Genomic DNA, 13,583 nt, shown 5'->3' with positions numbered 1-13,583 from the left:
GACTGATATAATGCGAATATCCACATGAAGCCGATAGGCGACATGATATAAAGTTAAACATAGGCTGCGGAGTTTTCCGCAGCCTATGTTTTTGGTGGGATGAATAGGGCTGTGCGGGCAGTTTGCCAATTTGGAAATTTTTGAATACTGGTCAGCGAAGATCAGTTGCCGGTCTGTTTCAGGTCGGCACACAAATGTTGCTGTAATTAAGCGTAATATAATGGAATATACATATAATTCAACTATATGTAAAAATGGACTGGTTTATACACAAAATATAGAAAAAAGAGTTTGCTAATGTTGACATATATGTTATAATCAGTCTAGCGCGTGTGGAGACTTCACGGGGACTTCACACCATGAAATATAAAGTTTACGTAGGAGGTAACAAACAAATGGCAAACAAGTGGGTTTATATGTTTAGCGAAGGCGACATGACCATGCGTAATCTTCTCGGTGGTAAGGGTGCAAACCTTGCAGAGATGACAGCAATTGGTCTTCCAGTTCCACAGGGTTTCACAATTACAACAGAGGCTTGTACTCAGTACTATGAGGATGGCCGTAAGATCAATGACGAGATCATGGCTCAGGCTATGGATGGCGTTAAGAAGATGGAGGAGATCAACGGCAAGAAGTTCGGAGATCTTGAAAATCCATTACTTGTATCAGTTCGTTCAGGTGCAAGAGCATCTATGCCAGGTATGATGGATACAATCCTTAACCTTGGTCTTAACGATGACGTTGTTGCTGCTATGATAGCACACAACCCAGATCCAGCATTCGAGCGTTTCGTATACGATTCATACAGACGTTTCATCCAGATGTTCTCAGACGTTGTTATGGAAGTTGGTAAGAAGTACTTCGAGCAGCTCATCGACAAGATGAAGGAAGAGAAGGGTGTTAAGTTTGATGTAGAGCTTACAGCACAGGATCTCAAGACACTTGCTGAGCAGTTCAAGGCAGAGTACAAGAACCAGTTAGGAACAGATTTCCCTTCAGACCCAGTTGAGCAGTTAAAGTTAGCTATCGAGGCTGTATTCCGTTCATGGGATAACCCACGTGCGAACGTATACAGAAGAGACAACGATATCCCTTATTCATGGGGTACAGCAGTTAACGTAATGCCTATGGTATTCGGTAACCTGAACAATGAGTCTGGTACAGGTGTTGCATTTACTCGTGACCCTGCAACAGGTGAGAAGAAGCTTATGGGTGAGTTTCTTATCAATGCACAGGGCGAGGACGTTGTTGCCGGTGTTCGTACACCAATGCCAATCGCTCAGATGGAGCAGGAGTTCCCAGATGCTTATGCAGAGTTCATCAAGGTTTGTGAGACTCTTGAGAATCACTACCATGATATGCAGGATATGGAGTTCACAGTTGAGAACAAGAAGCTTTACATGCTTCAGTGTAGAAATGGTAAGAGAACAGCTCAGGCAGCTCTTCAGATCGCTTGTGACCTTGTTGATGAGGGACATAAGACAGAGGAAGAGGCAGTTGCAATGATCGATCCTCGTAACCTTGATACACTTCTTCACCCACAGTTTGATGCAGCAGCTCTTAAGGCAGCTACACCAATGGGCAAGGGACTTGGCGCTTCACCAGGTGCTGCTTGTGGTAAGATCGTATTCACAGCTGACGATGCTGAGGCATGGGCAGCTAGAGGCGAGAAGGTAGTTCTTGTACGTCTTGAGACATCACCAGAGGATATCACAGGTATGAAGTCAGCACAGGGTATTCTTACAGTTCGTGGTGGTATGACATCACACGCTGCAGTTGTTGCCCGTGGTATGGGTACATGCTGTGTATCAGGTTGTGGCGATATCGTTATGGACGAGGAGAACAAGAAGTTCACACTCGCTGGCAAGGAATTCCATGAGGGAGATTACATCTCAATCGATGGTACAACAGGTAACATTTACGATGGAGTTATCAAGACAGTTGATGCTCAGATCGCAGGAACATTCGGCCGTGTTATGGCATGGGCTGATAAGTATAGAACACTTAAGGTTAGAACAAATGCAGATACACCAGCAGATGCTAAGAAGGCACGTGAGCTTGGTGCAGAGGGTATCGGTCTTTGCCGTACAGAGCATATGTTCTTTGATCCAGAGAGAATCGCAGCATTCCGTGAGATGATCTGCTCTGATACAGTAGAAGAGAGAGAGGAAGCTCTTAATAAGATCCTTCCATATCAGCAGGGAGACTTCAAGGCTCTTTATGAGGCACTTGAGGGCAACCCAGTTACTATCAGATTCCTGGATCCACCTCTTCATGAGTTCGTTCCAACAGAGGAGGCTGACATTGAGAAGCTTGCTGCTGCTAAGAACAAGAGCGTTGAGGAGATTAAGGCACTTTGCAACTCACTCCATGAGTTCAACCCTATGATGGGTCACAGAGGATGCCGTCTTGCTGTAACATATCCAGAGATCGCTAAGATGCAGACAAAGGCTGTTATCCGTGCAGCAATCGAGGTTCAGAAGGAGCATCCAGATTGGACAGTTGAGCCAGAGATCATGATCCCACTTGTATGTGAGGTTAAGGAGCTTAAGTACGTTAAGAAGGTAGTTGTTGAGACAGCTGACGCTGAGATCGCTGCTGCTGGCGTAGATCTTAAGTATGAGGTTGGTACAATGATCGAGATCCCAAGAGCAGCTCTTACAGCTGATGAGATCGCTAAGGAAGCTGACTTCTTCTGCTTCGGTACAAACGACCTTACACAGATGACATTCGGATTCTCAAGAGATGATGCTGGTAAGTTCTTAAATGCTTACTATGATGCTAAGATCTTCGAGAACGATCCATTTGCTAAGCTTGATCAGACAGGTGTTGGTAAGCTCATGGATATGGCAGTTAAGCTTGGTAAGCCAGTTAATCCAAAGCTTCACATCGGTATCTGTGGTGAGCACGGTGGAGATCCTTCATCAGTTGAGTTCTGCCACAAGATTGGTCTTGATTATGTATCATGTTCACCATTCAGAGTACCTATCGCTAGACTTGCTGCTGCTCAGGCTGCAATCGCTAACAAGTAGGAAAGATTTCGTTTGTAAAATCTATCTTTGATAATCAGGGGGGGAATTCCAAATATTGGGTTTTCCCCTTTTTTATTGGGTTTTCTAAGGGTTCTATCTCTAACTAAGATATAGAGTCCTTTTATTTTATACAAAATTCTTAAAGGAGGTTCGAGGTTATGAACAACACAGCGTTAAGAGCACAGGACATTTTGCAGGGAGAAATTAGCGAGGGCGAGATACAGGGACAGTTATCACAAGTCACTCATTTACATACTTGGAATACCATCTGCCGTCTTTTCTTTTCCGAATGTTTTCACCATGTTGTGGCATTTTCAATCCTCCTACCATAAGTTTGACCATAGATAAAAGGATAATTGTATCAATTATCCTTTTATCTACAAAAATAAATGCGATTTTGTGCAATACTTACTATTTTTTTGCTGTAATGTGCCGAATTTTGTTGACAATCTGACACGCAATCACTATAATTTTTATTGTGATGTGACTGAAATCTATGTCAGTATATATGTTTTCCTTTTCGCAGATGTTGACATTCTGCGAAAGATTTATGTCCTTGCATGATGCGAATTATCTATGCAAGATACCAAATTATAATATGACAAAAGGTCAATCACAATCATCATAGTGTATTTGAAAGGATCTATGCATAAATTAGTAAACGGTTATTATGGCGTTTGGTGAAGTATTGAAAAGTCTGCGTGAAGAACGAGGAGTAACACAGGACAAGCTGGCACAATACTTACATGTAAACAGAGCTACGATAGCCGGTTATGAGGTAAAAGGTAAAAAACCTAGATATGAAACACTGATAAAACTGGCTGATTACTTTGATGTATCGATAGATTATTTGGTTACAGGAGAAGAAAATCGGTTAGGTATACAAAAATAGAAACAATTTGCTGGGGAGCAGAGGATTTATAAATGAAAGTCAGGGGGATAGTCCCTTCTTATTCTAAAATGACATGAGGCTAAAGGTGTAGCCTGATGTTCTATTCATTTATGAATCCCATGGAAACTTTAATAATTACAAAAAAGAAAAGATTTAAGCCTGTGGTGCGATAAAAAGCATTTTGGGTGAGATATATATTAGAAGAACAGGTTATGAATATAGAAGCGAATGTACTAAATGAAATTATGTCCACCATAGGTAGTGTGTCGCCGGAGACAGGTGGAATAATTGGAACCCAAAACGATGTTGTATGTGCATATTATTTTGACAGAACCGGGAGTTGCGATAGCAATACATACAAACCGGATACGGTTACTGTAAATAGTGTCATATCGGATTGGACGCAACGGAGCATACAATTTGCGGGGATTGTTCATAGCCATTTGGAAGATAGGTGTGAGTTGTCCTGTGCAGACATCAAGTATGCACAGCTAATCATGACGGCAAATGATATGAATGTAATATTATTTCCGTTGGTCGTGATAGGCAGCAAGGTAAGGGTAATCTTATACAAAGTAGACAGGTGTGGAGATGTTTCTGAAGAGAAGATTACTTTGATTTAAGCGGTTGCTTTAGCAGCCGGTTTAAATAAATCAAATGATTGAAGGAGTTTAGAGATGGAAGGAATCAAAACAAATGTAACGCTACCGGAAGGGGTATGCTGCGCATATGATTGTGGGGCATGTGGTTGGTCTGATCCGGGAGAGAAAGACAGAAGTGGCAAAATCTGGTGTACAAGAAATCACGCGTATTATTATCCGTGGGAGAGTTCATCAAGTTGTAGCGGATACTTCACAAGAAAGTAATTGTAGGATAATTAAGTTCAGCCGTGAGGTAATCAGTGAGTTAAGAAAACATTCGTGGATTGCCTTACGGTTAGACTAGCGAAGAGAGGATGCACATGAAGGTTGATGTTATAGATATTGAGAGTGAAGAACCAGTGATTCTTGAATTGGAGGACTTTGATGATGAGAAAGTCCCGGTTGAGCTTGTAAAAAAGTTTGAATACGACGGAAGATTATTTGTATTAGGCAACGACCTTAATGATGGTGAATCAATGTACATATTTGAAGTAGGACATACTGAAATGGGAGAGATGTTGTCGAGTATAAATGATGAAGAAGAATTCAACAAAATAGTTAGTTTATTAAATGATTGTGATTGATAACAGGTGATAGCAGATGAAAAGATGTCCAAGTTGCAATGATTTTGCATTGTATGATGACAGTATAGATACTTGCCCGATATGTGGAACAACCTTGATAAGGTATCGAAGAAGGAAGACCATGGCTATTCGTGAAGATTCTTTGAAGGTGATTGAACCGGTTTCATATACTCCAGAATTGACGAGAGAGTATGATGGTGGAACACCTGAGTTTGAAACGCGAGAAGGATTCAACTATGTGTATCGCGGTACTGTTACAGAGATAAGCTCACACGTGAGATACCATAACCGATTTAAGAAGATTGTAAATGCTCTGCTTCGTGGAGAACCATATCAGTTTGGCAACACTTCGCACGAGACTGTTTTTAGAATTGAGGGTTTTCACGATGGACTTGTATCTGGAAGAAAGCGCGATTTAATATTCTATGGAGACATCGAAGGCAGAATTAATTATGGCGATGATGTTATAGCGATAGCGAGAAAGTTAGGTGACAGATATGTTGTTATTAGATTGTATTCAAACGAGACTGAATCACAAATCAAGGCTCCACCACAGATTCCGGCATCGCTGTTTTGGATATTGGATTTAGTGGTTATCTTCGGAATAATTTGTTTGATTAGTTCCGGAGTGCTGTTTGATATTTTGGTATATGCAATATTGATTGTAGGTTTTTTGATATTTCTCGGTGGATTTTTTAGTAAAAAGTGATATTTACACTAGGAGATGACATTATGGCGAACTATTACACAGACAGAGATAATTATTTTTTACAGCATGCTTCGGAGATATATGAATACCTGTCTGGAGATAGTCTGTCCAGATATGCGCATAGTTCATTACTCAACTATAATAACTATGATGAGGTTTCTTTGAGAATCAAGGAGGTTACCGGCTACAGAAAACTTAAAGATTCAGATGTCAATATAGCCACTATAAGCAATAGTGTAGCGAGTTCATTGTCATCCTCTCATAGTAGTGATATAGCTGTTGGATATTTCCTTGTGTCCGATGGGCGCAGCACGAGATTGTTCTTTGGCTCTGAGGATAATGGATTCGAGAACAACCTTCGCTCAGTATTGCCGGAATTACATATAAGAGACAATATCAGAAGCAAAGTGTTTTGTCGAGCATCTAACTATAGTGGGATAGTAACAGGAGCATTTAGAATCAGTGAAGATGTTGTAGATACCATCATGAATGCAATGGAAGGCGGGGAGATGATGGTGGCGATTCTTGCAATTCCCGCAGATGGTATTTCATATACGATTGCACTTTCGGAGCTTGCATTATTATCGAGCAGATATAACAATCAGAACAACACGTTTGGAAACAACGGAAGGAGACAGTTGCCGGACAACTTTCCGGGGAATCGTCGTCTCTTGGACTTCTTAAATCGTCAGGGAGATAGATTTTCCGAGGACGGAAATGACATATGGGAAACTGCTATATGGTTTACAGCAAACAGAGAATCAGATAGAAATGCTTTGGGTGACTGCCTTGTCGGGGCGTTTAATAGAGCGGATGAGATACAACTTGAAAGAGCCGGATGTTTTTATATCAACACAAATGGATTCAGAAACGGCAGACTGCACATACCTACGTCGAGATATAGAAATATAGGCTATGACTTGGATAGTAATCTTATTAAAGGTGATCTGATATCGTACATGACAAGCAAGGAACTGGCATCGCTTTTCCAGTTACCTCTGTATAGTCACTCAGGAATCGAGGTCATAGATGCAGATATTACATCTGACAGTATGAGAACATTTGCCTATAATAGTTCGGGCACCGACACAGCGGATAGTTTTGTCCTTGGGAGCATGGACGAGAGCAGACAGCCGTTGTACGTAAAGTTGGATGCAATTCAGAGACATGTATTGGTAACCGGTACGCCGGGGAGCGGCAAGAGTAATACGGTAAAACACATTTTGGAAGAAGTAGCGAGAGCAAATAAGAACTTCTGTGTCTTGGAATCGGCAAAAAAGGAATATTGGGAGTTGATAGGCTCAGTCAACGATTTGCAGGTATACTCTGCGGGATATGATGCATTACCGCTTCGGTTGAATCCGTTTGAACCGGAAGATGGTGTCGTCATAGGAAATCATATAGATGAGCTGATGTACGCGTTTTCGGGTGCGTTCGATTGGGAAGACCGAATACGAATGGATTTTAAGGGCTTGCTTGGATACACATATGAAAAGCTGGGATGGAAAAGCTATGATGAGGCATATAAATATCGAGGCAGATATCCTTCGTTTGAAGATCTTATGAATAATCTCTATGAGTATTCGGATAAGGAGATTCGTTCAAGCAGTGAGATTAAGAGGGATATAGAGGGCGCTATATACAGTAGAGGCAGGGATTTGCGTTCGGGAATATCGGGATTGATATTTCAGAACGGCAGCGATAGCAGAACATTGTTAACCGGAGAGAGACTTTGTACCGGTCATAATGTAGTAGAACTTGATGATTTGTCCACGGATGCAAAGTCATTTGTGTTAAGCATACTGCTTATCAAGATTAAGCAGTACATATATCGGCAAAATGAGACAAGCCATCTTCGCAATGTATTGGTTTTGGAGGAGGCTCACAACGTGATGGCAGACATTCCTGAAGGCACTGTCAAGAGCTCGAAATCAATTACAAGTACGTATTTTAGCGATATGCTTTCGGAAGTGAGAGCTTATGGAATGGGAATGATTATAGCCGATCAAAGTCCGTCAAGGATAAACCAGAGTGCTATAAGGAATACTTCTGTTAAGATTATTCATGAGACCAGCGACAGAAGAGATATGGAAAGTGTTTCATATGCGTTGGGGCTCAGTGAGTATCAAGAGAGTGTGCTTCCGACAATGAGAACAGGACAAGCGCTCGTATCATTGCCGGGAGGTGGAGTTACTTCAAGAGTAAATGTGCAACATTCGAATACAAGCGTGAAAAATGTTGCGTGTATATTTTGCAAAAGCAGAGAATTCTGTTGTTATGAAAGAGTTAAGAATAAGGTTCGTATGGATGCTGATACAGTACTTACGATAGAGATAATGCTTACCGCTATGTATGATGGACGCAGAATTCGTGAAATGGTTGATAATTTTGCAACAAAACACAGATTAGAAACATGGGAAACCCTCTGTGCATTGGGGTATGTATTGATGCAGTCTGGTTCCAGAGGAATGAGGGAATACAGAAAATTGATATACAGGTACACGGGAGGTGAGAGATGATGCATGAGTTTGGATCAGATAATATTGATAGCAGGGAAGTCGGAAGCGGACAAGAGATACATGAAATGTCTGATTTCCAGCCTGTGGAATATGGAGATGAATATAAATCATCGGCGGAAATTGCAGACTCTGTTCATCTTGAGACAAAGAGGGACATGCTGTCTGAGCATGGTGAAGTGATGTCAGAATCACAGAAGGAGTTGCTTGAATCAGACGAAACACTCGAACGACTTAATGTAGTGTCAAGTGATGAGTATGTGGAACGATTTCAAGATGTCCCGCTTAATGTTATAGGACACTGTGATTCGGAAGGAAATATATATATCAAGGACATATCGCCTGCGGAGATTGAACATGTTTCGACACATGAAACGATTCATCTGTGTGCAGACAGAAAAAATGAGACAGAAACCAATGGAGATGAGGTTATTGTCAGTGGAGTAAGAGAAACCAGATTTCATGAAGATGGTAGAGTTACTGATATGAACTGTGGAATCAATGAAGGACTTACCGAAATGTACACATTGAGAGAACTTGAAAATACGGGACGGGAACAAGCGGTACAGGAAATGATCTCGTATCCGGAAGCTAGAATGTGGGCAGAGCGATTGGAGTCTCTGACAGGTAAAGAAAATGTTGAAGCTGCTTATTTTGGAGATAACAAGGAAGGACTTATAAGTGAATTCAACAGATTGAATGGATATGACGGAGCATGGAATCAGTTTTCAAGGGATATTGATATACTGACACGCGGCGGCAACACGAATGAGACACAGCATGCCAAAGAAAGATTGTTTGTACAGTATAAAACAATGGCGATTAATAGATATGAAGGTTTTAGATAGGAGATGTTGATTATGAGCGCAGAAGAAATCTTGTATAATTTATTTCTAAATAAAATGGGCAATGCGCCATTTAACGGCAAGAAATTGGCAGAAGGTGTACGAGGATATGTACGAGATAATGGTTTAAATAACGCTTGCGTAGGTACAGATGAAAAAACATGCAAAATGCTTGTTGAGACATATGTAGAACCGATATTCCGACTGAGCGCAGATTATGTTAGAGCGTACTTTGAAAATTATGACATGATAGTGGAATTGAACGCATATTCTAACGAAATATTAGAACTCGCAGTAAGAACACATAATGGCGAGAACATGAAAATGGATAATGACGCAATTGAGGGTAAGTTAACGTCACTTGCGAGAGGACTGTATAAAGAGCCGATGTTAAAAAGCATGGTAGATATGCAAGTGTCAGAGGGATTGCTTGATATAGCTTATATCAATGGGAAATCCGACAAGATGAGTATGCGGCTGTCAAGAAGGGTAAATGTGAAATAAAATGACTACGGAGTCTATCAGTAAATACTAGGAGGCATTGGGATGAGAGGTTCATAGAGAGTTAACTTGGAAATCGAAAACAGCTGTAATATTGAAGAAAATATATTGATGAATGGAGGTTAAATGAATATGAATATGCAGGATGCATTAGGTGTAATGGCTGATAACAATAACGATTTGAGCACATACGTTGATATTGTTTTTGTTATAGACGGGACGGGAAGTATGCAGCCATTGATAAACAAGGTAAAGACACTGACGTTATCATTACATGAAAAGTTGGAGGAGGGCTTGCGAGAGAATAAAAGACGGATAGATAATCTTAGGGCGAAGGTTATTGTTTTTAGAGATTACTATGTGGATGGAAATGCGGCAATGGAAGAATCAGTTTTTTTCGAGTTGCCTGATGCGAATAATAAGTTCCATGATTTTGTGTCAAATATTACTGCTAGCGGTGGCGGTGATGAACCAGAAAGTGGTCTTGAAGCATTGGCATTAGCTTTAAGATCTGATTTTATAACCGGGGGGGATAGACAACGGCATGTTATAGTTTTGTTTACGGATGCTTCGGCACATAGATATGAAAAACAAAATGAAGGAGTGCCAGATAATTACCCTTCAAATATGTTTAGAAGTTTAGATGATTTGTACAGAACATGGGGCACGGGACAAGATGCACTAGGTGTTGAATCTAATAATATGACGCCGCAGATGTCAAAAAAAGCCAAGCGTCTGGTATTATTTGCCCCAGATGTTTATCCGTGGAAAGAAATTGATGAAAATTTTGAGAATACGATGCGAAGAGAAATGAATAAAGGTAATGGAGGTGCGGAATTAGACATAGATGATATTATAAAGATGCTTAGTTGCTCGATAGCTTGATAAGATAGGAAAGTAAGGATTGCCTATTAAATCGGGAACATATGTTTATTTAGTTTAAATTAATTATATTACGGAGGATATTAAAATGTCAGATTTGCAGGAAAGTTTAGGAATGATACCGGATAAACAGACAAACGTGGACATTGTATTTGTTATTGATGTAACACGGAGTATGGATCCAATTATAGATATGGTAAAGAGGACGGCATTATCATTTCGGGATCTTTTGGAAGAAAAATTAAAAAGCTCACATCATGTTATCAATAATCTCAGGATTAAAGTTATATGGTTTAGAGATTTTTATTATGATGGCAATCAAGCTTACGGGGAATCAGATTTCTTTGAACTCCCTGAACAGAAAGAAGATTTTCATAAATATGTTGAAAGCTTGGAAGCTAAAGGGGGTGGAGATTTGCCAGAGTCATCCTTAGAGGCTCTTACAATGGCAATGCGTTCTGATTTTGTTCAAACGGGAGATAGCCGGAGACATATTATTGCGTTGTTTACAGACGATGGAGCTCATCCATTAGAGGATTATGACAAATTAGTAGAGGAGGCAGCAAAAGAGTCTTGTCGACCTACGATGTACCCGGATAACATGCCCAAGGACATAGAAGAATTTTATCGTATGTGGCAAAAAAAAGATGAAGAAACCCAAGAAGCATTGGGAGTGTCTAATCTTGATCCGAAAGGGCGAAGACTGGTATTATTTGCACCTGACGCATATCCGTGGAATGATTTGGAAACTGATTTGGAATATGTGTTTAGAAAACCAATAGAGGCTGGTCAAGGTGGAAAGGATTTAGTATCGGATGATATGGCTGCGATGCTTGCGTATTCGTATGCTGAGTAGTAATTAGTCTTTGTTATACATGCATTCTTTACGTGGCTTGTTTTTTACAATTGCAGACATGAAGAATGCATGTGTATTAGGATATTGTTTGTTTGTTCGAGGAAAGGAGACTGGCGATGATACCATTTAGCTTCCAAAAATCTGATATGTAATGACCTCTTGTCAAGTACAAGTTAACAGAAATCACCACAAAACTTTATTTAGTTGTCTGAAGGCACCCGGAAAGAGCCTCGGAGTATCAGTTCCCGGCATTGGCCACTCTGATATACGTGGATTGGTTACCGACAGGTCAATGGTCCGCCGTGAGCTCTACCGTCTAATTGCGTGGATCACAGATTTCTCTGTGCCAACATAGATTTATCGCAGATAGCTCGAACCTTGAAATGGCCGAAGCCCTTTCAGGATGTCTTCAGTTGTTACTTTAGTTACTGGCCAGATGTATGTGGCGCAAGCCATCTTACATCTGCTTGATTACCTGCTATAACAGCGGGATGATGATGTCAAGGCTGCGAAGCACCGCTGGCAGCGGCCTGGTCTTGATATCGGCAGCACGATGTTATACCTGTATCAGGTGATATGATCAGTCATCATGCCCCACATGAAACAGGCAAGCTCACGCGCAATCGCTGTTTTAGCTACATTGTGTTTCTTACTTTTTCCAAGAACCATTTTGTAGTATCGGCGTCTTAAGCGTTCATTGGCTTTATCTGCATAAGCAATAACCTGTGGTGAATTACCGGCTTGACGTGATTTCAGTTCCTTTGATTTGAATCCTATCTGACCACGGGCATAGCACTGGGAAGCTTCTGTAAGGAGCATACGCACATGACGATTTCCGGCTTTGGTAATGCCAAGCCTTGTCTGTTCATCACCGCTGGAATCCTCACCCGGTACAAGTCCCAGGTAGGAAGCAAATTTCTGTGCAGAAGCAAAACGCTGAAAATCGCCAACCTCAATCAGAACAGATAATGCGGTGTGAGTCTTGATACCGATGAAACAACAGAGTTTCTTAACCGATTCTCTGTATTCATCCTTGGAGGCAAGCTCCTCAATGCGTTTATCCAACCGTTCAAGCTTATCGCTAAGGGTAGTATAGGTCAGCAGATATTCGTCGAGGATTTCCTTATAAAGTGCCTCAGGCTTTAATGACTTAAGCCATTTGATGTGCGCTGCTGTCCAATGACTGTTTCCATCATAGCGATAGTTGTGGCGAAGACAAAATGCAAGAATCTGCTGCTTGACCTTTTTCAGTGCCAGTTTATGATCATCCCTCATACGGAGGAATTCTTTTGTTTCCTCGTCCGTTGCTGTAGGGATATGAACAGGACTGTAATTATGCTGTGCCAGACATTTGGCAATGATTTCAGCATCACGCCGATCAGTCTTAATTCTTCTTCTGCTGCACTGCTCAAGCATCGTTGTTGGCGCAAGTATCACACAGTTAACATGATGCTCTATTAATTGATGATATAAAGTATAACCGAGGCAACCCGCCTCATAACCGCATATAAAGTTAGCATCGTTTCCGTAGACGGTACGAAGAAACTCCAGATATTTCAGAACATTTTTGTAATCAGCTTCTGTTCTCTGGAAGTGGGAACCTTTCTCTGCATCGATTGTGTACGCACAAAATGTAAAACTTTCTTTGTGTACATCCATTCCTACGTAAACTGTGTTATAATTCATTTGATGACCTCCCTTTGTATGCGGTAATCCCTGTTACCATTGACTTTGACAATCTTTAGTATACAGGTAAATCCACGAACCTACAATGTGGAGGTCATTACATATTGTCTAATAAATCCAACTACCTCCATAACCATTGCCGAAGGCAAAACTTTTCGGTGACCGATTATTATGAATCGAGTCAGAATTCCGTAGAGGAATTCATAGGTTAAAGCGAAATTTGCCCCTAGGTATACGAAAGAACAAAACTTCATATTAAGTTCCAATTGACCGATATAAACGCACTTTTCATAACAAAAAAATTTGTTGTGAAAGGTGCGTGTTTTTTATGAAAATAAAGAAAGTTAACTCAGATGCCATTAAACTATACGAGACCAATATGGTAAAATTGAAAACTGCTGGAAATACCCGAGAAGTCCAGTTTATGGCTGGAAATAAT

At 40.8% G+C, this 13,583-nt stretch carries 12 protein-coding genes and 1 pseudogene; 12 read left to right on the top strand and 1 reads right to left on the bottom strand.

The window, feature by feature from the left end; all coding sequences use genetic code 11:
* Positions 1–395 precede the first annotated feature (395 nt).
* The 12 genes and pseudogenes from ppdK (at position 396) to DWW70_RS02605 (ending at position 11,458) form a co-directional block, all read left to right on the top strand.
* Positions 396–3,032 (top strand): pyruvate, phosphate dikinase, encoded by a 2,637-nt coding sequence (ppdK, locus tag DWW70_RS02655; protein ID WP_015534133.1) that lies wholly within the window; start codon positions 396–398, stop codon positions 3,030–3,032.
* A gap of 189 nt (positions 3,033–3,221) precedes the next feature.
* Positions 3,222–3,380: pseudogene (locus tag DWW70_RS15550) on the top strand (DUF6075 family protein); the annotation flags it as partial.
* Positions 3,381–3,702: 322 nt separating this feature from the next.
* A complete protein-coding gene (locus tag DWW70_RS02650; protein WP_015534131.1) occupies positions 3,703–3,924 on the top strand; it encodes a helix-turn-helix domain-containing protein in 222 nt (73 codons plus the stop codon).
* A 212-nt stretch (positions 3,925–4,136) separates the two neighbouring features.
* Positions 4,137–4,547, top strand: coding sequence for a hypothetical protein (locus tag DWW70_RS02645; RefSeq protein ID WP_015534130.1), 411 nt, complete (start codon positions 4,137–4,139; stop codon positions 4,545–4,547).
* A gap of 54 nt (positions 4,548–4,601) precedes the next feature.
* Entirely contained in the window at positions 4,602–4,790 is a 189-nt protein-coding gene (locus tag DWW70_RS14760; RefSeq protein WP_147360137.1) for a hypothetical protein, read from the top strand.
* Positions 4,791–4,885: 95 nt separating this feature from the next.
* Positions 4,886–5,149, top strand: a complete 264-nt coding sequence (locus DWW70_RS02635) for a DUF1292 domain-containing protein (RefSeq protein WP_015534128.1) — start codon at positions 4,886–4,888, stop codon at positions 5,147–5,149.
* A gap of 16 nt (positions 5,150–5,165) precedes the next feature.
* A complete protein-coding gene (locus DWW70_RS02630; protein ID WP_147360136.1) occupies positions 5,166–5,858 on the top strand; it encodes a hypothetical protein in 693 nt (230 codons plus the stop codon).
* Positions 5,859–5,881: 23 nt separating this feature from the next.
* Positions 5,882–8,377: an ATP-binding protein gene (locus tag DWW70_RS02625; RefSeq protein WP_055144212.1), complete on the top strand. Its 2,496-nt coding sequence runs from the start codon at positions 5,882–5,884 to the stop codon at positions 8,375–8,377.
* A complete protein-coding gene (locus tag DWW70_RS02620; RefSeq protein ID WP_055144214.1) occupies positions 8,374–9,222 on the top strand; it encodes a hypothetical protein in 849 nt (282 codons plus the stop codon). Before DWW70_RS02625 ends, DWW70_RS02620 begins: the two co-directional genes overlap by 4 nt.
* A gap of 12 nt (positions 9,223–9,234) precedes the next feature.
* Positions 9,235–9,723 (top strand): hypothetical protein, encoded by a 489-nt coding sequence (locus DWW70_RS02615; protein ID WP_055144216.1) that lies wholly within the window; start codon positions 9,235–9,237, stop codon positions 9,721–9,723.
* A 129-nt stretch (positions 9,724–9,852) separates the two neighbouring features.
* Entirely contained in the window at positions 9,853–10,605 is a 753-nt protein-coding gene (locus tag DWW70_RS02610) for a vWA domain-containing protein (protein WP_158576504.1), read from the top strand.
* Positions 10,606–10,690: 85 nt separating this feature from the next.
* Complete coding sequence (locus DWW70_RS02605) at positions 10,691–11,458, top strand: vWA domain-containing protein (RefSeq protein ID WP_055144220.1); 768 nt, start codon at positions 10,691–10,693, stop codon at positions 11,456–11,458.
* 567 nt (positions 11,459–12,025) lie between these two features.
* On the opposite strand, the gene DWW70_RS02600 is transcribed toward DWW70_RS02605, so the two are convergent.
* Positions 12,026–13,144: an IS110 family transposase gene (locus tag DWW70_RS02600; RefSeq protein ID WP_055145656.1), complete on the bottom strand. Its 1,119-nt coding sequence runs from the start codon at positions 13,142–13,144 to the stop codon at positions 12,026–12,028.
* Between the last annotated feature and the right edge of the window lie 439 nt (positions 13,145–13,583).

This window comes from Coprococcus sp. AF16-5 (assembly GCF_003479365.1).
GTDB lineage: Bacteria > Bacillota > Clostridia > Lachnospirales > Lachnospiraceae > Coprococcus > Coprococcus aceti.
Note: the sequence above shows the minus strand (reverse complement) of the source record. Positions and strands in the feature narration are given on the sequence as shown.

What these genes read in the sequence shown, in the direction of transcription:
- ppdK (WP_015534133.1), top strand. Translation starts at nt 396, where the DNA reads ATGGCAAACAAGTGGGTTTATATGTTTAGCGAAGGCGACATGACCATG.
- DWW70_RS02650 (WP_015534131.1), top strand. Translation starts at nt 3,703, where the DNA reads ATGGCGTTTGGTGAAGTATTGAAAAGTCTGCGTGAAGAACGAGGAGTA.
- DWW70_RS02645 (WP_015534130.1), top strand. Translation starts at nt 4,137, where the DNA reads ATGAATATAGAAGCGAATGTACTAAATGAAATTATGTCCACCATAGGT.
- DWW70_RS14760 (WP_147360137.1), top strand. Translation starts at nt 4,602, where the DNA reads ATGGAAGGAATCAAAACAAATGTAACGCTACCGGAAGGGGTATGCTGC.
- DWW70_RS02635 (WP_015534128.1), top strand. Translation starts at nt 4,886, where the DNA reads ATGAAGGTTGATGTTATAGATATTGAGAGTGAAGAACCAGTGATTCTT.
- DWW70_RS02630 (WP_147360136.1), top strand. Translation starts at nt 5,166, where the DNA reads ATGAAAAGATGTCCAAGTTGCAATGATTTTGCATTGTATGATGACAGT.
- DWW70_RS02625 (WP_055144212.1), top strand. Translation starts at nt 5,882, where the DNA reads ATGGCGAACTATTACACAGACAGAGATAATTATTTTTTACAGCATGCT.
- DWW70_RS02620 (WP_055144214.1), top strand. Translation starts at nt 8,374, where the DNA reads ATGATGCATGAGTTTGGATCAGATAATATTGATAGCAGGGAAGTCGGA.
- DWW70_RS02615 (WP_055144216.1), top strand. Translation starts at nt 9,235, where the DNA reads ATGAGCGCAGAAGAAATCTTGTATAATTTATTTCTAAATAAAATGGGC.
- DWW70_RS02610 (WP_158576504.1), top strand. Translation starts at nt 9,853, where the DNA reads ATGAATATGCAGGATGCATTAGGTGTAATGGCTGATAACAATAACGAT.
- DWW70_RS02605 (WP_055144220.1), top strand. Translation starts at nt 10,691, where the DNA reads ATGTCAGATTTGCAGGAAAGTTTAGGAATGATACCGGATAAACAGACA.
- DWW70_RS02600 (WP_055145656.1), bottom strand. Translation starts at nt 13,144, where the DNA reads ATGAATTATAACACAGTTTACGTAGGAATGGATGTACACAAAGAAAGT.